Origin of the sequence: Bradyrhizobium sp. LjRoot220 (genome assembly GCF_964252915.1) — a bacterium.
Lineage (GTDB): Bacteria > Pseudomonadota > Alphaproteobacteria > Rhizobiales > Xanthobacteraceae > Bradyrhizobium.
In genome coordinates this window covers 127348-148193 of sequence record NZ_CAXUPS020000004.1, presented here as the reverse complement: position 1 = coordinate 148193, position 20846 = coordinate 127348, and the positions used below count along the sequence as shown (strand labels likewise).

Here is a 20846-nt window from a genome sequence, read left to right as displayed (position 1 = left end):
GATATCACGGTGACCGCACCCAGCCGCCTGCCGCCGGCGCTCAACATCATTACGCTCGCGACCTTTTCGGCAAGCCTGTCCGCCCGCGCACTCGATCCGGTGTTGCCGCACGTCGCCGAGGAATTTTCCATCAGCATCGCCACGGCCGCCGGTTTCGCCGCGGTGTTCGCCTTCGCCTTTGCCATCATCCAGCCCGTGCTCGGTGCGATCGCCGATATTTTCGGCAAGGCGCGCCTGATGATCGTGTGCCTGATGCTATTGGGCATCGCCAACATTCTCGGCGCCGTGGCGACGTCGTTTCCGCTGCTGTTTGCAAGCCGCATTCTGGCCGGTATCGGCTCGGGCGGCGTGTTCCCGATCGCGCTGGGGTTGACCAGCGATCTCGTCGGGCCGGAGAAACGGCAGATCGCGATGGGGCGCACGCTGGCCGGCGCCATGACCGGCAATCTGCTCGGGGCTTCGGTGTCCGGCCTGATCGGAGACTTTCTCGGTTGGCGCGGCGTGCTCGCCGTTCTGGGCCTGATTGTCGTGGTGGCCTCGGTCGTGGTCGCCGTCGCCTTTCGCGGTGCGGCGTTGACGCGTCCGCCGCGGACCAGCCTGGCAGCGCTCAAGCAAGGCTATCGCACGATTTTCGCGAATCCAAATGCGCGGATCTGCTACTCTGCGGTGTTCATCGAAGGCTGCTGCGTGCTCGGGCTGTTTCCCTTCATCGCCGCGTTCCTGTTCGATCTCGGCGAAACCTCGCTGTCGATCGCAGGCATCGTGATCGCGGGATTTGCGGTCGGCGGCCTGTTCTACACCATGACGGTGTCGCGCTTCCTGCCGCGGATTGGCGTCAACGGCATGATGATGACGGGCGCGGCCATGGTCGGCGTGCAACTCATCGCCGTCGCAATGGGACCGGAGTGGAAGCTGCAAACGCTCAGCCTGATTTTCATGGGCTGGGGTTTTTACATGATCCACGGCAGCTTACAGGTGTTCGCCAGCGAGTTGTCGGTGGAAGCGCGCGCGACCGCATTGTCGCTGCATGCGTTCTTTTTCTTCATGGGCCAGACCATCGGCCCGATCGCCTATGGTTTCGGCATCCAGCATGCCGGCAAGGTCCCGACCTTGCTCAGCGCAGCGGCGGTGATGATCGCGCTCGGATTTGTCTGCGCGAGGTTGCTGCGGCAGACCCGGCCGGCGGATGCGCGGCCGAGCTAAGGGTCTGGTTCGCCTGCGAATTGGCAGGAAATGGCGCCTCGCATTAGCATGACGCACGCCTGATGCGTGTGGGCAGGCACGAAGGCCCAAGCCGTAACCGCAATGGCACAAGGATTGCTTGAATTTCTGGTATTTACGGTGACATCGTGGACGCTCAGGTTTCTCGCCCGACTCTGGCCAAAATCGCGACCAGAAATACCGGTTACGCCACCCAGCCTCCGCTACAGCGCTTCCTGACCAGCTGTTACGAGGAATTCAAATCGGACGATTCCGGCACGGTTGCCGATTACATTCCGGAGTTGAAGCGCGCCGATCCGGCGCATTTCGGTGTCGCCCTCGTCACCATCGATGGCCACGTCTACGAGGTCGGCGACAGCGCCGTGCCGTTCACCATCCAGTCCGTCTCCAAGGCGTTCGTGTTTGCGCTGGCGCTCGATCTGGTCGGGGAGGAGCGCGTCTCCGCGGCGATCGGCGTCGAGCCCAGCGGCGAGGCCTTCAATTCGATCAGGCTCACCAACGACAACCGTCCGTTCAATCCGATGGTCAATGCCGGAGCGATCGCCTGCTCGGGACTGATCCATCAGGCAGCAGGCGGCTCGGCGTTCGAATGTATCAGGGAAAAACTCAGCCTGTTTGCCGGCCGCGATCTTGACGTCGACGATGCCGTTCACGCCTCGGAGGCATTGACCGGCAACCGTAACCGCGCGATCGCCTGGCTGCTGCGCAATTATCTGGTGCTGCAGGACGACGTCGACGCGGTCCTGGATACCTATTTTCGGCAATGCGCCATCCTGGTCACCGCGCGCGATCTCGCCGTCATGGCCGGAACGCTGGCCAATCGCGGCGTCAATCCCGTGACCGGCATTCAGGTGATTACGCCGAACATCGTCGCCCGCACGTTGTCGGTCATGACGAGTTCCGGCATGTATGACTATGCCGGCGAATGGATCTATCGCGTCGGGATTCCGGCCAAGAGCGGCGTCGGCGGCGGCATCGTCGCCGCGCTTCCGTCGCAGATCGGGCTCGGCACGTTTTCGCCGTGCCTCGACAGCCACGGCAACAGCGTGCGCGGGCTGAAAGTCTGCGAGGCGCTGTCGTCGCGCTTCGACCTGCATATGCTCAACCGCAGCGCCGACGTCCGCACCTGCATCATCGCCGACTACGACATTTACGGCATCTCGTCGCGCCGCAGCCGCCAGCCGCAGGAGCAGCAGATCCTCGACGAACGTCACAGTGACATCCGCGTCATCGAACTGGTCGGCGCCCTGAACTTCGCGGCGATCGACTACGTGACCCGGCGGCTTTCCGGCGAGCCGCCGAACGCGCCGTTATTGATCCTCGATTTTCGCCGCGTGCCCGACCTGACCGCGGCGGGAGCGCAATTGCTGGGCGAGAATCTCACCATCCTCGGCAATGCCGGTGTCACCTCGATCATGACGGGTCTGGAGGCGACGTCGATGGTGTGGACGGCGGTTTGCGCACGGGCCGCGGAGCCGCAACGGCTGCGGCGCTTCGCGCTGCTCGACGATGCGATCGAATGGGCCGAGGACCAGATCATCTACCGCTACGGCGGCTTCACCACGCAAAAGGAGACCATCCATCTCGGCGAGCAGGCGCTGCTGGCGGATCTTGCCGCCGATGAAATCGCCGCACTTGCGGAATTGTCGACCACGCGGCGCTATGAAGCCGGTCAGCGCATCATCAGCGTCGGCGAGCCCGCCAACTCGCTGTTCTTTCTGCAAAGCGGGATGGTGAGCGTGAAACTGCCAAGTGGCGTGCGGCTGGCTTCGCTCGGACCCGGCATGGAGTTCGGCGAGATGGCGATCATCGAGAACAAGCGCAGCGCCGACGTCTGGGCCGACACGCCGGTCAAATGCCTCGAACTGCCGCTCGATGCGTTCGCCGACTACCGCCAGCTCCACCCGCAGATCGCGATGAAGATCATGCGCAATCTGTCGGCGCTGCTGGCACGGCGGCTGATCCTCGCCAACGCCAAGGTCGATCTGCTCAGCGCGTACTGATCCGGACGGTGTTATTTGCCCATCGCTTCCGCCAGCAAGGCCTGCGCCTGCCTGGTTGCTTCCGCAAACGATGGCTGCTGCGGCGCGCGCTCCGTGAAGCATTTCTTGTAGGCGTCCTCGCCCTGTTGTCTGATATCGCCGAGCTTGTCGAAGGCTTTCCGGCCGATACGGTTGGACTGCAGATCCTCGGCGGCGTTGTCGGCCTTCTTGTCGTAATCGGCCTTGATCGCAAGGCAGGCCGGGACTTGCACCTTGGGCTTGATCGATCCATAGGCGACATAAAGCTTGCCGTCGGCCAGCGCTGCAACGAATACCTCGTCCGCGGCCTCCGGAACGGCATCCTGGGTTCGCCCGCCCAGCATCGCAAAGGCGAAGCTGGCGGAGGCCGGTTTTGCGATCGGCAATTCGTTGAAGTTCACGACCGCAGCATCGGTCGAGATCGCCTGGGTGTAAAAGCTCTCATTCCTGAGCGCGGCGCCGATCTGTTGCGGTACGTTTTTTTGCTTCTTGCCCCACCAATCCCTGTGCGCGCGCAGCCAGCGCTCGAACAGCGGCTGCGTCGTCACGATGATGTGGGATTTGGGTTGGACATATTGGCCGTCGGCACCGTTGGCGCCCGCCGTCGCGCCGTTTTCGCCGACAAGAGCGTCGAAGCGCACGCCGTCGAGCAGGCCAAAGCCCATGTCGCCCTCGGATAAGGCATCGAGATTGAGTCTGGCCGGCCCAAATCCCTTGCGATCCGGTTCGGCGACGATCGGCGCGAGCTTCGCCAGAAGTTCAGCGCGCATCGATTCCGCAGCCTTGAAGGCCTCGTCGGCTTTCTTGTCGTCGTACATTTTGGTGATTTTCGCGATCGCGGCGTCGCGGGCCGCGATGTAGCGGTCCTCGGGCGAGGGCTGTGCCGCCAAGGCATTCGAAAGCAGCAGGACGACGCACGGCACGGCGGCAAGTCGGATGAGGGCGGCGAGGGCTTTTTGCATGTGCGGTGGTCGGGGTTACCGGCCGTTCGGTTCAACCCCGGCCGCGATAGGGCGCGACGCCCTGGTCGGGCACCCATACGCCCTTGGGCAGCCTGCCGGTCTGCCAGAACACGTCGATCGGGATGCCGCCGCGTGGATACCAGTAGCCGCCGATGCGCAGCCATTTCGGCTTGATCTCTGCCGCGATCCGCTTGCCGATCGAGACCGTGCAATCCTCGTGGAAGGCGCCGTGATTGCGAAAACTCGCGACATAGAGTTTTAGTGATTTGGATTCCAGCAGCCACTGGCCCGGCACGTAATCGATCATCAGATGGGCGAAATCCGGCTGTCCCGTCACCGGACAAAGCGAGGTGAATTCGGGCGCCGTGAACCGCACCAGATAATCGGTGTCGTTTTGCGGATTGGGCACTCGGTCCAGCGTCGCCTTTTCGGGACTGTCGGGCCATTCCACGGCGCGGCCGAGCTGCAATGATTTTTTGGCCATATTGATCGTCCTGTTGCGACCGCTGACATGGACGCAACGGGCTTGGCCGTCAACCGTCAGCGCGACGAAGGGTTTGCAAGAAACCGCGCCAGCGCCTTTCGCTCAGCCGCATCCTCGATGCCGCGCATCGACATCCACAGGCCCGGAAACATCTCGGCGGGATCGGCGAGGAAGCTTTCCAGACGCAGCACGTCCCAGCGCAAACCATCGTCGCGCGCCTTACGCAGCACTGGCGAGTAGTCAAAGGCCGCGTCTCCCGCGACCACACGTCCAACGACGCCGGCAAGGTTGGGGCCGGGCAGGCCGCGCTCAGTGGGATCGAGGCTGTGGCAGGCGCGGCAGGGCGCGAACAGCCGTGCACCGTCTTCCTCAGCCGAAGCGGGAGCAGAAGCCAGCATCGGCAGCAGCGACAGCAACGCGAACCATTTCACGCAGGCGCGACCGTCTGAATCATGACCAGGCGGTTGTTGCCGGACTCGCCGCCCCAGGTCTCTCCAGGTTTCCCGTCGAGCTGCCGCACATTCGCGCCGGCCTTGTCGCTCGGGAATGAATTGAATTTCCCGGTCACGGGATCGAACCGCACGATCGCATTGGCCGAAAAGTCCGTGACCCAGACCTTGTCCTTGTCGTCGACGTAGACTGCATAGGCGCGCGGGTTGTCTCCGGGCAGCTTCCAGGCCTTCCAGGAGCCGTCGGACGGATCGTGCATCGACACGTTGCCGCTGTTCCATTCGCTGACCCAGATCCGCCCCTTTGAATCCGACCATACCCGGCGCGCGCCCTGATTGGGCGTCGGCGGGTCGACGATCGCTGCGTTGCCGGTTGCGAGATCGATTCTGGCGATGTGATTGCCGGCGAGCGACGCGTACCAGATGTCGCCCTTCGGCGTGATCGTCATGCCGTAGGTGCCGCGGCCGCGCGGCGACTTGAACACGGTCATGTCGCCCGATTTCGGGTCCAGCCGGCCATAGATGCCGGACTGGCCGGTGAACCAATAGATGCCGTTTTTGTCGAACACCGCGGTGTTGAGGTTGGCGTAGCCTTCCTTTTCGGGCAGGCGGAACAGCGTCACCTTGTGGTCTTGAGGGTCGACGCGGGCGATCGCGTTCTGTCCGCCCTCGGTCACCCAGGGCGCGCCGTCGGGGCCGACGATGACGCCGTGCGGGGCCGCGCCCTTGCCGAGATCGATCAGTTTATACGAGCCGTCGCGCGGATCGAGCCGGCCCAGCGTGCCGTTGCGTTGGCCGCAGAACCACATTGTGCCGTCGGGCGCCGGCGTGACGTCGCGCGAGCCCATGCCTGCCGCGACCGGATAATATTTGACCCGGAACGGGCTTTCCTCGGCGCCGGCAAGCCGCGCAATGGCGGGCGTGGCTAAAATTCCGGCAGCGGAAGTCTTGAGAAACTGGCGGCGATTCATTGCGTTACCCCGGTTCTTGAACGAGAAGGTTTGGACGCGAAGATCAACGCTGGATCAGCATAGTCTTACCACATTGGCCCGTCAGTCGAAGCCGCGAGACTAAGCGTTCACATTTGCTTGCGCGCCGTGTAAGACGCGCCCAAATCCAGCCCGGAACCATGCAGGAAAGTGCACGACATGACCGCCATCGTTGACATCATCGGCCGCGAAATCCTCGATAGCCGTGGCAATCCCACCGTTGAAGTCGATGTGGTGCTGGAAGACGGCTCGATCGGCCGCGCCGCGGTACCCTCGGGCGCGTCCACCGGCGCCCATGAGGCAGTGGAACTGCGGGACGGCGACAAGAAGCGCTATCTCGGCAAGGGCGTGCAGAAGGCGGTCGAGGCCATCAACGGCGAAATCTTCGAAGCGCTCGCCGACCGTGCGGTCGAGGAACAAGTCCAGATCGACCAGATCATGATCGATCTCGACGGTACGCCTAACAAGAACCGGTTAGGGGCCAACGCCATCCTCGGCGTTTCGCTGGCCTGCGCCAAGGCGGCCGCGGAATCCTTCGACATGCCGCTCTATCGCTATGTCGGCGGCACCTCGGCGCGCACCTTGCCGGTGCCGATGATGAACATCATCAATGGCGGCGTGCATGCCGACAACCCGATCGACTTCCAGGAATTCATGATCCTGCCGGTCGGGGCAGCGAGTTTTGCCGAGGCGCTGCGTTGCGGCGCGGAAATCTTCCACACGCTGAAGGGCGAACTGAAGAAGGCCGGCCACAACACCAATGTCGGCGACGAGGGCGGTTTTGCGCCGAACCTCCCGTCGGCGGACGCAGCGCTTGAATTCGTCGTCAGCGCGATCGGCAAGGCCGGCTACAGCGCCGGCAGCGACGTGATGCTGGGCCTCGATTGCGCCGCGACCGAGTTCTTCAAGGACGGCAATTATGTCTATGGCGGCGAGAACAAGACCCGCTCGCGCTCCGAGCAGGCAAAGTATCTCGCCGATCTCGTCGCGCGCTATCCGATCGTCACGATCGAGGACGGCATGTCGGAAGACGACATGGACGGCTGGAAGGAACTGACCGATCTCGTCGGCAAGAAGTGCCAGCTGGTCGGCGACGATCTATTCGTCACCAACGTCACGCGGCTTGCCGACGGCATCAAGAACGGCCGCGCCAACTCGATCCTGATCAAGGTCAACCAGATCGGCACGCTGACCGAGACGCTGTCCGCGGTCGAACTGGCGCACAAATATGGCTACACCTCGGTGATGTCGCACCGCTCGGGCGAGACCGAGGATTCCACTATCGCCGATCTCGCGGTCGCCACCAATTGCGGCCAGATCAAAACCGGATCATTGGCGCGCTCCGACCGCACCGCCAAGTACAACCAGCTGCTCCGTATCGAACAGCAATTGGGCGCGCAGGCGAAATATGCGGGGCGGGCGGCACTGAAGGCGCTAGCGTAAGACCAGCGCGTTGATGGGCGGAACGGCTGAACTCGTACTTTCTCCGTCATCCTGAGGTGCGCGCTCTTGCGCGCCTCGAAGGATGAGTACGGCCCGTGTCCCATCCTTCGAGGCTCACCCAGCGGTGCAAGTGCACCGCTGGGCTCGCACCTCAGGATGACGTGTGCGCCGAATCAACTGTAATTCATCACGCGCTACCGCGCTGCCGCAAGCCGGCCGGATGGTTTGGGTTTGCCGCTCGGCGATCTCGCGGCAACCTGGGGCTTCGCTGTGCTGGGCTTCGTCGTCTTGGGCTTGGCCTGCGCGATCTGCTTTTGGCGCTTCTTCGCCTCGGTGCTGGCGGTCCTCGTCCCGCCGCGGCGGGAAGCATATTCCGGGCCGTCGATCGGGCCGACATGCGGTGGATCGAAGGCGAGATAGGGCCGGCCGATTCCGAACTGCTTTCCATTGGCATCGACCCATTTCCAGAGCACTTCGGTCGACGCCCATCGCTGCGCGCGGTTGACGCCGTTGACGCTCACGATATCGGCAGCCAACCCGCGGCCGTAGCCGCCGCGCAGACTGCCGCCGTGATACGACCGGTTGGCTGCCGCTTTGAGGCCGCTTGCGATCGATTGGCGGTAGTCGTCGCGGAAGGCGCTGGTGATGCCCGGCTGCAGTCCGGCGTTCTCCGCCGCCTGCAGCATATAAAACAGTTTGAATTTGAAGCTCTTGTCCATGCCGCCGATCACATAATCGCTCATCGACATGCCGGTGCGTTCCGCCGCCTTCGGATCCTTCCAGGTGAAATCGTTCTCGACGAGCTTGGTAAAGCTTCTGGTGACCGTCACCATTTTGCCTTTGCGCTTGACCATGACCTGCCGCTTCTCGATCTCCTTGATGGTGTCTTCCTTGGGCGTCCGCTGATAGAGCGCAAACAAATATTGGTCGATGCAGGGCTCTGCCACCAGGCACTCGCCGACAATCTCGATGCGGCTTGGAGCGATCCGGATGTCCCGAGGCAGGGTGACTTGAGGCACAATGTCTTGAGGCAGCATGTCGTGAGGCAACGCGTCTTGCGGCAGGGCGGCTTGAGGCCGCGTGTCTTGAGGTTGCGGATCAGCCGTGCCTGCCGCGGCCGCCTGCACGGACGGCGTTTCCGATGGCAGGATTTGCGCCGGATCACCCAGCGCGGCGACGACGACCGGCTTTGGTTCCGGCTCGGCCGCTGCCGGTTCGGCGCCGGGCCGCGTATCGGTAGCGGGCTGCATATCGGTAGCGGGCTTGATATCGGTCACGAACTTCGTCACCAGTTCGGCCGCGGCCGCCACTTCGGGCGTATCGGGCGCGACATAGTTCAGTGCAGTTGCTTGGTTCAGTGCAGTTGCTTGCTGCGCGCTGGTTTGTGCTTGCGGCACATTCGCTTGTGGTTGCGGCGGACTAGTTTGCGGCCTGGCCGCCACGTCGATGCTGGCGGTCAGCGACGGCGCGAGGCGATCCACGGCATGCACCACGGCCGATTTCTCGATCCGGGGCGAGGCCGTGCAGGTGAGGCTGACGAAAGCCCAGCCCGCGATAATGGCGGCCGGATAAAACGCAATTGCCAGCGTTGCTGATCGCCGCGGGTTCAAGATCCCTGCCTCCAGAGGCCCCGATCGAGCCAGGTTGCACAGCCAAGTATCCGACGCCTTCGATGTTTCGGCGCCAAATGTGGACGGGAAAAGGCGAAAAGTACAGATTTTTGAACGATTTTGGGAACCGTTGCCCGCGTGCAACGCACCGCTGGAGCCGGGTTGGACGGGCAGCTCGACGCGGATCGCCGGGAGTCGGGCCTTGACTGAGACCGTTGAGGCGGCTGGACATCATTGCCGATGGCGAGCATATCGCCAATGGTTCAGGTCGAGCAAAGCGCGGATCGGCAGCTGGTTGCACGAACCGCCGGCAGGGAGAAGTACCTATGAGTGACGGCAAGACCGGGCTGCAACTGCGTTCACTGCTCAAGAAGAGCGGCGAACTCGAACTCTCGCTGGCCAACGTCCCGACACCAGAACCGGCCGAGGATGAAGTCGTGGTGCGCGTCGAGGCCACGCCGATCAATCCGTCCGACCTCGCGCTCCTGATCGGCCCCGCCGACATGTCGACAGCCAAGGTCTCGGGCACCAAGGACCAACCTGTCGTGACCGCGAAAATGCCGGAGGCCGTGATGCGGATGGCGGCGGGGCGGCTCGACCAATCGCTCCCCGTCGGCAACGAGGGCGCCGGCACCGTGATCCGGAGCGGATCATCGGATGCCGCCAAGGCGCTGATGGGCAAGACGGTCTCGATGATCGGCGGCGCGATGTATAGCCAATACCGCACCATGAAGGTGAGGGACGTGATGGAGCTGCCGGCCGGCACCACGGCGGCCGACGGCGCCTCCTGGTTCGTCAATCCGCTCACCGCGCTCGGCATGACCGAAACCATGCGGCGGGAAAATCACAAGGCGCTGGTGCATACGGCCGCCGCATCGAACCTCGGCCAGATGCTCAACAAGGTCTGCATCAAGGACGGCATCGCGCTCGTCAACATCGTGCGCAGCAAGGAGCAAGCCGACATCCTGCACAAGATCGGCGCCAAATACGTCGTCGATTCCACCGCGGACAGTTTCATGGACGATCTCACCAGCGCGCTGGTGGAGACCGGCGCCACCATCGCGTTCGATGCCATCGGCGGCGGCAAGTTGGCCGGCCAAATCCTGACCTGCATGGAGGCCGCGGCCAACAAGACCGCCAAGGAATACAGCCGCTACGGCTCCAACGTGTACAAGCAGGTGTACATCTATGGCGGTCTCGACACCCGCCCGACCGAATTGAGCCGTTCCTTTGGCCTCAGCTGGGGCGTCGGCGGCTGGCTGCTCACGCCCTTCCTGCAAAAGATCGGCCCTGCCGAAATCGGCAAGTTGCGCCAGCGCGTCGCCTCCGAGCTCAAGACCACCTTTGCCAGCCACTACACCAAAGTGGTCTCGCTGCAGGAGGCGCTCGATCTTTCCAACATCGATGTCTACAACAAGCGCTCCACCGGCGAGAAATTCCTGATCAACCCGAACAAGGACTGACGGCGCGGGCAGGGAGGCTAGATTCGACGTATCACGCCGAAGCTACATTCGGCGTGAATCGTCTGTTGCGTTCGGCTCGCCCGAAGCGATGCGCTGCGATGAAGGAAAATCGCAGGGGCGGGCCGCCTGTGGGCGGCTCATTGGCGTCAGCCCGAACGGCCGACGTCCTCCAGTTTGACCCGAACGGTCGTCGACCGATCGGCGCGCTTGACCGAAAGTTCGATTTCCCGCCCGACGCCCACGGCCTCGAGCTGTTCGATCAAATCGGACAGCCGCCTGGTAGGCTTTCCGTTGGCGCTGGTGATGATGTCGCCCAGTTCACCGGCGACTTGATCGATGCCCCGCAATCCGGCGGTTGCGGCGGGCGAACCCGGCATTGCGCGCACCACCACCACGCCTTCAATGCCGAGCCGGGTTGCGACGGCCTCGTTGGCGGCAACGATTCCGATGCCCGGAGTTGGAACGCGCCCCTTCTGGATCAGTTCGGGCACGACCCGGTTCACGGTATCCACCGGAATGGCGAATCCGATGCCGGCGTTAGAACCGGACGGAGAAATGATGGCTGTGGTGACGCCGATCAGGCGTCCCGCGGAATCCAGCAGCGGGCCGCCGGAATTGCCGGGATTAACCGCGGCGTCGGTCTGGATCATGTTGCCGATTTCCCGCCCGGCGCTGGTCGGCAGCCGCCGCTTCAATGCGCTGATCACGCCCGTGGTCAGCGACTGGTCAAGGCCGAACGGGTTGCCGATGGCGAAGGCGGTCTGGCCCACCTTCAAGTCCGCCGAACTGCCGACCGCGATCGGACTGGGCAGGTTGCGGGTGCTCCGCAGCCTGACGACCGCAAGATCGTAATTCGGCGCCGTACCCACGATCGTGGCGCCGACGACTTCGCCGCTAGCAAAGCGGATCGCGACATCCCTGGTGCCGGCAACCACGTGATTGTTCGTCACCACATGACCGGCGCCATCCCAGACGAAGCCGGTGCCGCTTTGCTCGCGCCCGCCTTCGTTCTCGATCTCCATTGAACGGGCGCCGGGTGCGGCGCCGACGACTTGAACCACCGAGGGCGATACCCGTTCGAACAGGCTGATGGTCGCGCGCTCGGATTCCGCCAGGTCGCTTCTTGCCGCGACCGGCCGCGGGGTCGTAGCCGAAAATAGCAGCCGGTCGAGGTAGGGCTGCCCGACCAGAGCGGCGAGCAGCACGATCAGGACGACGATAGCCACCTGGAAAAAACGCATGCTCATGGGTTCACTCCGAAGCCGACGAGGCCAGCCCGCTGAGTTTCGATTCACTAAAGGCGCGTCGGCCCTGTTGGTTCCTCCGCGCCGGTTTGTCGATCCACGAGATGTGCTGCCCGGTGGATGTTCCTCAGCCGTTGTTCAAGCAAATTTTCTTGAGTCTCAACCATTGCATTTAGTTCTAATGACGAACGCCTTCTGGCCAATCGGTTTTTGGATTTCCAGCGCGGAGGTGGCGGCCTGATTTTGCTCTTGGCGACAGGCCCCTATGCAATCGCTGCGTTTCCAAAATCGCCTATTTCATGCACTTGCATCCATCTGCCCATCTGGCGTAAGTGAGGGCAGGCGCTTTTGCTTCAACAGGGAATTCCAATGGCTCACACTATCGTCACCATCGTCGGTTCGCTCCGCAAAGAGAGCTTTTCTCTCAAGATCGCCAATGCCCTGGCCAAACTGGCGCCGGCCTCGCTGAAGCTCGACGTTACGACGCTGGAGGGGATTTCCTTCTTCAACCAGGATCTGGAAGCCGCCCCTCCGGCCGACTGGCTGGCGTTCCGCGACAAGCTGCAGAAGTCGAACGGCGTGCTGTTCGTGACGCCGGAATATAACCGCTCGATCCCGGGCGTGCTGAAGAACGCCATCGACGTCGGCTCGCGCCCCTATGGCAAGAGCTCGTTCCTCGGCAAGCCGATCGGCATTGTCAGCAATTCCCCGGGCGCGCTCGGCGGCGTCAGCGCGGCCAAGCATCTGCAGAACATCATGCCGGGCATCACCGGTCCGATTCTGGGCCAGCCCGAGATCTACCTGAACGGCGTCGGCGACGCGTTCGACGACAAGGGCGCGCTCACCAAGGAAACGCTGCAAAAGACGCTGCAGCAATACATCGATGCGTTTGCGGCCTTTATCGAACAGCAGAACCGGTAGGCTGTTTCTCACCGTCATTGCGAGGAGCGAAAGCGACGAAGCAATCCATCTATCCGTTATGCCGCGCCATGGATTGCCTCGCGGAGCCTGTCATCGGGCGCGCGCATTCGCGCGACCCGGTGGCTCGCAATGACGGGGGCGCCACTGTGCCCTGCGTCCGCCATCTTAGGATTCCATTAACCTGACCGTCGCATCTTGGCGACATGGTCTCCCGCACCCGACTGAAATCGATCCTGACCGGGCTCGCCCTCTACACGATGGCAGCGCTGATGGTCGGCTATTTCGGCGTCAACGCCTATACCGGCAAGTATGGCTTGAACGCGCGGCAGGAACTCGATCAGGAGATCATCGCGCTGACGTCCGAATTGGCGCGGCTGAAGCGGGAACGGGCCCAGGGCGAGCAGCGCGTGTCGTTGCTCCGCTCCGACCGGGTCGATCCAGACATGCTGGACGAGCGCGCGCGCTTCCAGCTCGACTACGCCAATCCCCGCGACCTGATCAAGGTCATCAAGCCGAACTGAGTTTCGAGCTGTTTGCCGTACGAACGCCGCCATCGTCCCCGGGATGAACGCAATTGCGTTCACCCGTAGGTGCGCTCGGCGGCGCAATTGCGCCGAGCACAGGCATCCTTCGAGGCTCGCTGCGGTCGCGCCTCCAGCGATAATGGCCGAGCCGTTGCGCGGGGATGACGGATAGACTCCGCAAATTTCAAAATCTCGCGATATCGGTTACGAAAATGTCGCGCCGCGGTGCACTGCGGCATAGCAATATTTTCTCCAGCCCACGCAATCCTTCCACGCCGGTTTGAGTTGGGTTAGAGAGGGCTGATCTTCTCTCCCATCCGGAATTGCCATGGCCGCACCCAAAAAGACCGTTGAGAAAAGCGTCGCAAAGGAATCAGGGCAGGAAAATGGGCAGGAAAGAGCAAGCGTAACGGGCTTCGGCACCCCGCCGGAGTTCACCAAGGCGCAGGAACTGGCAGCCCTTCGGGATATGCTGCTGATCCGCCGCTTCGAGGAAAAGGCCGGCCAGCTCTACGGCATGGGCGCGATCGGCGGTTTCTGCCATCTGTATATCGGGCAGGAAGCCATCGTGGTCGGGATGCAGATGGCCCTGAAACAGGGCGATCAGGTCATAACCGGATACCGTGACCACGGGCATATGCTGGCCTGCGGGATGGAAGCCAAGGGCGTGATGGCCGAATTGACCGGACGCCAGGGCGGCTATTCCAAGGGCAAGGGCGGCTCCATGCACATGTTCAGCAAGGAGCAGAATTTCTACGGCGGCCACGGCATCGTCGGCGCCCAGGTTTCGCTCGGCACCGGGCTGGCATTTGCCAACCGCTACCGCGGCAATGATTTCGTCAGCCTGGCCTACTTCGGCGACGGCGCCTCCAACCAGGGCCAGGTCTACGAGAGCTTCAACATGGCGCAGCTGTGGAAGCTGCCGGTGATCTACATCATCGAGAACAACCGCTATGCCATGGGCACCTCGGTGACGCGTTCTTCCTCCCAGACCGATTTCTCCAAGCGCGGCATTTCCTTCAACATCCCGGGCGAGCAGGTCGACGGCATGGACGTGCGTGCGGTGAAGGCCGCCGGCGACAAGGCGGTGGCACATTGCCGCGCCGGCAAAGGTCCGTTCATTCTGGAAATGCAGACCTACCGCTACCGCGGCCACTCGATGTCGGACCCGGCGAAGTACCGGACCCGCGAAGAGGTCGACAAGGTCCGCCACGACCAGGATCCGATCGAGCAGGTGCGCAATCGCTTGCTGGCGGCCAAGGTCAGCGAGCAGGAATTGAAGGCCATCGACGCCGAGGTGCGCGAGATCGTCAATGAGTCGGCGGACTTTGCCCAGCACGATCCCGAGCCGGATGCGGCTGAGCTCTGGACCGATATCTATCGTTGATACGCGTTCCACGACGTAGCGCAGAACAAATTAAAGAGTGATTTCGGGAGCTGATATGCCCATTCAAGTGCTGATGCCTGCGCTTTCGCCGACGATGGAGAAGGGCAACCTCGCGAAATGGCTGAAGAAGGAAGGCGAGACGATCAAGTCGGGCGATGTCATCGCCGAGATCGAAACCGACAAGGCGACGATGGAAGTCGAAGCGACCGATGAGGGCACGCTCGGCAAGATATTGATTCCGGAAGGCACCAACGACGTTGCGGTCAACACGCCGATCGCGACCATCCTTTCCGACGGCGAAAGCGCCGCCGATCTCGGCAAGGCGGCAGCGCCCGCGAAGCAGGAAAAGGCCGCGGAGCCCGCGCCGCCTGCCGAAGCCAAAGCGGAGGCGCCCCAGGCAAAGTCCGCGACGTCGGCCCCAACCGCCGTTACCGAGCCCGATCCGGAAGTGCCTGCCGGTACCGAGATGATCACCCAGACCATCCGCGAAGCGCTGCGCGACGCCATGGCCGAAGAGATGCGGCGCGACCCCGACGTGTTCGTCATGGGCGAAGAAGTCGCCGAGTATCAGGGCGCCTACAAGGTGACACAGGGCCTGCTGCAGGAGTTCGGCGCGCGGCGCGTGATCGATACGCCGATCACCGAGCATGGCTTTGCCGGCGTCGGCGTTGGTGCTGCGATGTCCGGCCTGAAGCCGATCGTCGAGTTCATGACCTTCAATTTCGCGATGCAGGCGATCGACCAGATCATCAACTCGGCGGCCAAGACGCTGTACATGTCCGGCGGCCAGATGGGCTGCTCGATCGTGTTCCGTGGCCCGAATGGCGCGGCTTCGCGCGTCGCCGCCCAGCATAGCCAGGATTACTCGGCCTGGTACTCGCAGATTCCGGGCCTGAAAGTGGTCGCGCCGTTCTCGGCCGCGGATTACAAGGGACTTCTCAAGGCCGCGATCCGCGATCCCAACCCGGTGATCTTCCTCGAAAACGAGATGCTGTACGGCCACACCGGCGAGGTCCCAAAACTCGACGACTACGTGATCCCGATCGGCAAGGCGCGCATCGTCCGCTCCGGCGGCCACGTCACGCTGATCTCGTGGTCGAACGGCATGAGCTACGCACTGAAAGCCGCCGATGAGTTGGCAAAGGAAGGCATCGAGGCCGAGGTGATCGACTTGCGCACGCTGCGCCCGATGGACACCGAAACCATCATTGCATCCGTCAAGAAGACCGGCCGCGCGGTCACGGTGGAGGAGGGCTGGCAGCAGAGCGGCGTCGGCGCCGAGATCGCCGCCCGCATCATGGAGCAGGCCTTCGACTACCTCGATGCGCCGGTGGCGCGGGTGTCGGGCAAGGATGTGCCGATGCCCTATGCGGCGAATTTGGAAAAGCTCGCATTGCCCACGGTGGCCGAGGTGGTGCAGGCCGCCAAAGCCGTCTCATACCGGTAAGCTTTCATGGCCGGTCCCAAGGAACAGCCACTGCCGCCTGACGTCGTCGCCCGCGACGACGCCATCGAGGTGCTGCGCGCGTTCGTGGTCGATGGCGGGCTCTCGATCGCGTTCCAGCGCGCCTTCGAGGAGCCGGACATGTGGGGCCTGTTGCTGGTCGACATCGCGCGTCATGCGGCAAGGGCCTATGCGCGCGAGAGCGGCTACACCGAGGACGAAGCGCTGGCGCGTATCGTCGAGATGTTCGAAGCCGAAATCAATCGGCCGACCGACGTGGGTAGCACCACGGTTCGGTCGCAACAGGGTCACTGACAATGCCGATCAACATTTTGATGCCCGCGCTGTCGCCGACGATGGAAAAGGGCAACCTTGCCAAGTGGCTCAAGAAAGAGGGCGACAAGGTCAAGTCCGGCGACGTGATCGCGGAAATCGAGACCGACAAGGCGACGATGGAAGTCGAGGCCGTCGACGAGGGCACGATCGCCAAGATTTTGGTGCCTGAAGGCACGCAGGACGTTCCGGTTAATGACATCATCGCGGTCCTGGCCGGCGATGGCGAGGACGTGAAGGCGGCCGGCGCCGCGCCTGCGCCAGCTGCTAAAGCAGCACCGGCGCCCGCTGCAACGCCTGCGGCTGCCGCGCCGGCGCCTGCCGCCGCGCCTGCGTCAAAACCCCCGGCGACCGGTCCGACGCAGGCCGCTGCGCCGCAGGCGGCGGCGTCCGCCGCGCAAGCCAACGGCCACGCCCGCGTGTTCTCGTCGCCGCTCGCGCGGCGGTTGGCAAAAGAAGCCGGCATCGAACTCGGACGCATCAACGGCTCGGGCCCGCACGGCCGCATCGTGGCGCGCGACGTCGCGGATGCCAAATCCGGCAAGGGCTTGAAGGCGCCAGCCGCGGCGCCCGCGGGCGCGCCTTCAATCGCGCCGTCGATGTCGGACAAGCAGATCCTGGCCCTGTTCGAGGAGGGCTCCTACGAAGTCGTGCCGCATGACGGCATGCGCCGCACCATTGCCCAACGCCTGACGGCGTCGGTGCAGACCGTGCCGCATTTCTACCTGACCATGGACTGCGACATCGGCAAGCTGCTCGCCGCGCGCGAGGAGATCAACGCCGCCGCGCCGAAGGACAAGGAGAAGAAGCCACTCTACAAGCTCTCGGTGAATGATTTCGTCATCAAGGCGATGGCGATCGCGCTGCAACGGATTCCGAATTGCAATGTGAGCTGGACCGAAAGCGGCATGCTCAAGCACAAGCATTCCGACATCGGCGTTGCCGTGGCGATGCCGGGCGGCCTGATCACGCCGATCATCCGCAAGGCGGAAACCAAATCGCTCTCCACCATCTCGGCCGAGATGAAGGACTTTGCCGCGCGCGCCCGCTCGCGAAAACTCAAGCCCGACGAATATCAGGGCGGCACCACGGCGGTGTCCAACCTCGGCATGTATGGCATCAAGGATTTTACCGCCGTGATCAATCCGCCGCACGCGACCATCCTCGCGGTCGGCACCAGCGAGGAGCGGGCGGTGGTGCGGGGCGGCAAGATCGAAGCCGCCCACATCATGAGCGTGACGCTGTCCTGCGATCACCGCGCCGTCGACGGCGCGCTCGGCGCCGAACTGATCGGCGCCTTCAAGATGCTGATCGAAAACCCTGTCATGATGATGGTGTGACCGTCGTCATTGCGAGCGCAGCGAAGCAATCCATTTCAGCACCGGAAACATGGATTGCTTCGTCGCAAGGGCTCCTCGCAATGACGGAAGCTAAGTCCGGTTGAATGATGAGAATGAGCGCATGGCCGACACTTCCTTCGACGTCATCATCATCGGCTCCGGCCCCGGCGGCTACGTTACCGCGATCCGCGCGGCGCAACTCGGCTTCAAGACCGCGATCGTCGAAAAATCCTATCTCGGCGGCATCTGCCTGAACTGGGGCTGCATTCCGACCAAGGCGCTGCTGCGCTCGGCGGAAATCTACCATTACATGCAGCACGCCAAGGATTACGGGCTGTCCGCCGATAACGTGTCCTACGATCCGAAGGCCGTGGTGCAGCGCTCGCGCGGCGTCTCGAAACGCCTCAATGACGGCGTCGGCTTCCTGATGAAGAAGAACAAGGTCCAGGTGATCTGGGGCGATGCCTCGATCGACGCGCCGGGCAAGGTTACGGTGAAGAAATCCGCGGTCGAAGCGCCCAAGGGCACGCTGGGCGAGGGCGCCTACACGGCAAAACACATCATCCTGGCGACCGGCGCGCGACCGCGCGTGCTGCCGGGGCTGGAGCCGGACAAGAAGCTGGTGTGGACCTATTTCGAGGCGATGGTGCCCGACAAGATGCCGAAATCGCTGCTGGTGGTCGGCTCGGGCGCGATCGGCATCGAGTTCGCGTCGTTCTTCCACACCATGGGCGCCGACGTGACCGTGGTCGAAGTGCTGCCGCAGGTGCTGCCGGTCGAGGACGCCGAGATTTCCAAATTCGCCCAGAAGGCGTTCGAGAAACAAGGCATCAAGATTCTCCTCAACACCAAAGTGACAAAACTCGAGAAGAAGAGCGACAGCGTTGTCGCGACGCTCGACGACGGCAAGGGCAAGACGCAGACGATCGAGGTCGACCGGGTGATCTCGGCCGTTGGCGTCGTCGGCAATATCGAAAACCTCGGGCTGGAAAAGCTCGGCGTCAAAACCGATCGCGGCGTTGTCGTGATTGACGGCTATGGCAAGACCAACGTGCCCGGAATCTACGCCATCGGCGACGTCGCAGGTCCGCCGATGCTGGCGCACAAGGCCGAGCATGAGGGCGTGGTCTGCATCGAGGCGATCAAGGGCCTGCATCCGCACGCCATGGACAAGAACCTCATTCCCGGCTGCACCTATTGCCATCCGCAGGTCGCCTCCGTCGGCCTCACCGAGGCAAAAGCGAAAGAGGGCGGCCGCGAAGTCCGCGTCGGGCGTTTTCCGTTCGTCGGCAACGGCAAGGCGATCGCGCTCGGCGAGGACCAGGGCCTGGTCAAGGTGATCTTCGACAAGAAGACCGGCAAGTTGCTCGGCGCCCACATGATCGGCGCCGAGGTCACCGAACTGATCCAGGGCTATGTGGTGGCGATGAATCTGGAGACGACCGAGGAGGAATTGATGCACACGGTATTCCCGCATCCGACGCTGTCTGAAATGATGAAGGAAGCGGTGCTGGACGCCTACGGGCGCGTGCTGAATATGTAGCTAACCCAGGATCCGTCATCCTGAGGTGCTCGCCTCTTCGGCGAGCCTCGAAGGATGAACGGCCCGGATCGAACGGCGGGGCTCGTCGCCCTTCGAGGGCCGCCGAAGAGGCGGCCACCTCCCGAGCGAACGCAAGTGCGTTCGTCCGGGGGTGACGGGTCTGGCAGGGATGAATCACAAAGAACAAGAAAGAAGACACCCGTGAAAGACAACGACAACCTGACCATCGAACGACCGACGTTCGTGACCCATCTCGAATGCGCGATGGAAGGCGATCATTATCCCGCCGACCAAATCCACAATCTCTCCAAGGCGAACAAGCCGCTGCTGGTGCGTTACGATCTCGCCGGCGTCAAGAAGGCGCTGACGAAGGACGCCTTGGCGCAGCGGCCCGCCGACATGTGGCGCTACCGCGAGATTCTCCCCGTGCGCAAGGTCAGCGATATCGTCAGCCTCGGCGAAGTTGCGACGCCGCTGATCCGGCTGCCAAAGCTCGGCAAGAAACTCGGCGGCGGTGAGATCATCGTCAAGGACGAAGGCCGGCTGCCGACCGGTTCGTTCAAGGCCCGCGGCCTGGTGATGGCGGTGTCGATGGGCAAGGCGCTCGGCATCAAGCACATGGCGATGCCGACCAACGGCAATGCCGGCGCGGCGCTCGCCGCCTACGCGACGTCTTGCGGCATCAAGACCACGATCTTCTGCCCGGCCGATACGCCCGAAGTGAACGTCAGCGAGATCGAGCTGCAGGGCGCCACGGTCTATCGCGTCAACGGTCTGATCGACGATTGCGGCAAGATCGTCGGCGAGGGCAAGGCAAAAGCCGGTTGGTTCGACACCTCGACCCTGAAGGAGCCGTACCGGATCGAAGGCAAGAAGACGATGGGGCTCGAGCTCGCCGAACAGCTCGGCTGGGACGTGCCCGACGTGATCTTCTACCCGACCGGTGGCGGCACCGGCCTGATCGGGATGTGGAAGGCGTTCGCCGAACTCGAAGCCATCGGCTACATCGGCTCAAAACGCCCGCGGATGGTGGCGGTGCAGGCGTCGGGCTGCGCGCCGATGGTGCGGGCCTATGACGCAGGGGTCGAGCATGCGACGCGCTGGGAAGACGCCCACACCATCGCCTCGGGAATCCGCGTGCCGCAGGCGGTCGGAGATTTTCTGATCCTGCGTGCGGTGCGCGAGAGCAAGGGCTTCGCCATTGCGGTCGACGACGAGAAGATTTCTGCTGCGCTCAATGAAGTCGCGCGCGAGGAAGGCTTTTTGTTGTGTCCGGAGGGCGCGGCGACCTATGCTGCCTACAAGCAGAGCCTGGCCGACGGCCGGGTCACGAAAAACGATCGCGTGATGCTGTTCAATTGCGCGACAGGGCTTAAATATCCGTTGCCGCCGGTGACGCGCACGCTCGATCGACATCAGCCGATCGACTACGCGAAATTGTAGGCAATGCGAATCTCTAGGCCGTCAT

The 20846-nt window shown here is 63.2% G+C and carries 18 protein-coding genes; 12 read left to right on the top strand and 6 right to left on the bottom strand.

Annotated features, from left to right (window positions below; translation table 11 throughout):
* The first annotated feature begins 9 nt into the window (after positions 1–9).
* Both ACSQ84_RS19065 and glsA read left to right on the top strand, forming a co-directional pair.
* On the top strand, positions 10–1203 hold the full coding sequence (locus ACSQ84_RS19065) for an MFS transporter (protein ID WP_436213260.1): 1194 nt from the start codon (positions 10–12) through the stop codon (positions 1201–1203).
* Positions 1204–1349: 146 nt separating this feature from the next.
* Positions 1350–3224 carry a glutaminase A gene (gene glsA, locus ACSQ84_RS19060; RefSeq protein WP_436213259.1) on the top strand — a complete coding sequence of 625 codons (1875 nt, stop codon included), beginning with the start codon at positions 1350–1352 and terminating at the stop codon, positions 3222–3224.
* A gap of 11 nt (positions 3225–3235) precedes the next feature.
* On the opposite strand, the gene ACSQ84_RS19055 is transcribed toward glsA, so the two are convergent.
* Genes ACSQ84_RS19055 through ACSQ84_RS19040 form a run of 4 tightly spaced genes read right to left on the bottom strand, consistent with a single transcriptional unit; the run spans position 3236 to position 6108 of the window.
* The gene (locus tag ACSQ84_RS19055) at positions 3236–4204 is read right to left on the bottom strand and encodes a hypothetical protein (protein WP_436213258.1); all 969 of its coding nucleotides are present in this window, start codon (positions 4202–4204) and stop codon (positions 3236–3238) included.
* 31 nt (positions 4205–4235) lie between these two features.
* On the bottom strand, positions 4236–4688 hold the full coding sequence (gene queF, locus ACSQ84_RS19050; protein WP_436213257.1) for a preQ(1) synthase: 453 nt from the start codon (positions 4686–4688) through the stop codon (positions 4236–4238).
* 56 nt (positions 4689–4744) lie between these two features.
* Positions 4745–5104 carry a c-type cytochrome gene (locus ACSQ84_RS19045; protein ID WP_436213256.1) on the bottom strand — a complete coding sequence of 120 codons (360 nt, stop codon included), beginning with the start codon at positions 5102–5104 and terminating at the stop codon, positions 4745–4747.
* Between the two features lie 11 nt (positions 5105–5115).
* Complete coding sequence (locus tag ACSQ84_RS19040; RefSeq protein WP_436213255.1) at positions 5116–6108, bottom strand: Vgb family protein; 993 nt, start codon at positions 6106–6108, stop codon at positions 5116–5118.
* A gap of 177 nt (positions 6109–6285) precedes the next feature.
* On the opposite strand from ACSQ84_RS19040, the gene eno reads away from it, so the two are divergent.
* Entirely contained in the window at positions 6286–7569 is a 1284-nt protein-coding gene (gene eno / locus ACSQ84_RS19035; protein ID WP_436213254.1) for a phosphopyruvate hydratase, read from the top strand.
* A gap of 194 nt (positions 7570–7763) precedes the next feature.
* Here eno and ACSQ84_RS19030 read toward each other — a convergent pair whose 3' ends face one another.
* A complete protein-coding gene (locus ACSQ84_RS19030) occupies positions 7764–9179 on the bottom strand; it encodes a hypothetical protein (protein WP_436213253.1) in 1416 nt (471 codons plus the stop codon).
* A gap of 326 nt (positions 9180–9505) precedes the next feature.
* Here ACSQ84_RS19030 and ACSQ84_RS19025 point away from each other — a divergent pair, with 326 nt between their 5' ends.
* Positions 9506–10642: a zinc-binding dehydrogenase gene (locus tag ACSQ84_RS19025; protein ID WP_436213252.1), complete on the top strand. Its 1137-nt coding sequence runs from the start codon at positions 9506–9508 to the stop codon at positions 10640–10642.
* A gap of 146 nt (positions 10643–10788) precedes the next feature.
* Here the strand turns inward: ACSQ84_RS19025 and ACSQ84_RS19020 are convergent, their stop codons facing one another.
* Positions 10789–11889: a S1C family serine protease gene (locus tag ACSQ84_RS19020; protein WP_436213251.1), complete on the bottom strand. Its 1101-nt coding sequence runs from the start codon at positions 11887–11889 to the stop codon at positions 10789–10791.
* A gap of 366 nt (positions 11890–12255) precedes the next feature.
* On the opposite strand from ACSQ84_RS19020, the gene ACSQ84_RS19015 reads away from it, so the two are divergent.
* The 8 genes from ACSQ84_RS19015 (at position 12256) to ACSQ84_RS18980 (ending at position 20821) form a co-directional block, all read left to right on the top strand.
* Entirely contained in the window at positions 12256–12807 is a 552-nt protein-coding gene (locus ACSQ84_RS19015) for an NADPH-dependent FMN reductase (RefSeq protein WP_436213250.1), read from the top strand.
* A gap of 203 nt (positions 12808–13010) precedes the next feature.
* Positions 13011–13328 (top strand): FtsB family cell division protein, encoded by a 318-nt coding sequence (locus tag ACSQ84_RS19010; protein WP_436213249.1) that lies wholly within the window; start codon positions 13011–13013, stop codon positions 13326–13328.
* Positions 13329–13659: 331 nt separating this feature from the next.
* Positions 13660–14718 (top strand): pyruvate dehydrogenase (acetyl-transferring) E1 component subunit alpha, encoded by a 1059-nt coding sequence (pdhA, locus tag ACSQ84_RS19005; protein ID WP_436213248.1) that lies wholly within the window; start codon positions 13660–13662, stop codon positions 14716–14718.
* 55 nt (positions 14719–14773) lie between these two features.
* On the top strand, positions 14774–16165 hold the full coding sequence (locus ACSQ84_RS19000; RefSeq protein ID WP_436213247.1) for a pyruvate dehydrogenase complex E1 component subunit beta: 1392 nt from the start codon (positions 14774–14776) through the stop codon (positions 16163–16165).
* A gap of 6 nt (positions 16166–16171) precedes the next feature.
* Complete coding sequence (locus ACSQ84_RS18995; RefSeq protein WP_436213246.1) at positions 16172–16477, top strand: DUF5076 domain-containing protein; 306 nt, start codon at positions 16172–16174, stop codon at positions 16475–16477.
* A gap of 2 nt (positions 16478–16479) precedes the next feature.
* The gene (locus ACSQ84_RS18990) at positions 16480–17835 is read left to right on the top strand and encodes a pyruvate dehydrogenase complex dihydrolipoamide acetyltransferase (RefSeq protein WP_436213245.1); all 1356 of its coding nucleotides are present in this window, start codon (positions 16480–16482) and stop codon (positions 17833–17835) included.
* Between the two features lie 121 nt (positions 17836–17956).
* A complete protein-coding gene (gene lpdA, locus ACSQ84_RS18985) occupies positions 17957–19378 on the top strand; it encodes a dihydrolipoyl dehydrogenase (protein WP_436213244.1) in 1422 nt (473 codons plus the stop codon).
* Between the two features lie 201 nt (positions 19379–19579).
* Positions 19580–20821 carry a threonine synthase gene (locus tag ACSQ84_RS18980; protein WP_436213243.1) on the top strand — a complete coding sequence of 414 codons (1242 nt, stop codon included), beginning with the start codon at positions 19580–19582 and terminating at the stop codon, positions 20819–20821.
* The last annotated feature ends 25 nt before the right edge of the window (positions 20822–20846 follow it).

Coding starts and splice junctions, on each gene's coding strand:
- ACSQ84_RS19055 (WP_436213258.1), bottom strand. CDS start 4,204: ATGCAAAAAGCCCTCGCCGCCCTCATCCGACTTGCCGCCGTGCCGTGC.
- queF (WP_436213257.1), bottom strand. CDS start 4,688: ATGGCCAAAAAATCATTGCAGCTCGGCCGCGCCGTGGAATGGCCCGAC.
- ACSQ84_RS19040 (WP_436213255.1), bottom strand. CDS start 6,108: ATGAATCGCCGCCAGTTTCTCAAGACTTCCGCTGCCGGAATTTTAGCC.
- eno (WP_436213254.1), top strand. CDS start 6,286: ATGACCGCCATCGTTGACATCATCGGCCGCGAAATCCTCGATAGCCGT.
- ACSQ84_RS19025 (WP_436213252.1), top strand. CDS start 9,506: ATGAGTGACGGCAAGACCGGGCTGCAACTGCGTTCACTGCTCAAGAAG.
- ACSQ84_RS19020 (WP_436213251.1), bottom strand. CDS start 11,889: ATGAGCATGCGTTTTTTCCAGGTGGCTATCGTCGTCCTGATCGTGCTG.
- ACSQ84_RS19015 (WP_436213250.1), top strand. CDS start 12,256: ATGGCTCACACTATCGTCACCATCGTCGGTTCGCTCCGCAAAGAGAGC.
- ACSQ84_RS19010 (WP_436213249.1), top strand. CDS start 13,011: ATGGTCTCCCGCACCCGACTGAAATCGATCCTGACCGGGCTCGCCCTC.
- pdhA (WP_436213248.1), top strand. CDS start 13,660: ATGGCCGCACCCAAAAAGACCGTTGAGAAAAGCGTCGCAAAGGAATCA.
- ACSQ84_RS19000 (WP_436213247.1), top strand. CDS start 14,774: ATGCCCATTCAAGTGCTGATGCCTGCGCTTTCGCCGACGATGGAGAAG.
- ACSQ84_RS18995 (WP_436213246.1), top strand. CDS start 16,172: ATGGCCGGTCCCAAGGAACAGCCACTGCCGCCTGACGTCGTCGCCCGC.
- ACSQ84_RS18990 (WP_436213245.1), top strand. CDS start 16,480: ATGCCGATCAACATTTTGATGCCCGCGCTGTCGCCGACGATGGAAAAG.
- lpdA (WP_436213244.1), top strand. CDS start 17,957: ATGGCCGACACTTCCTTCGACGTCATCATCATCGGCTCCGGCCCCGGC.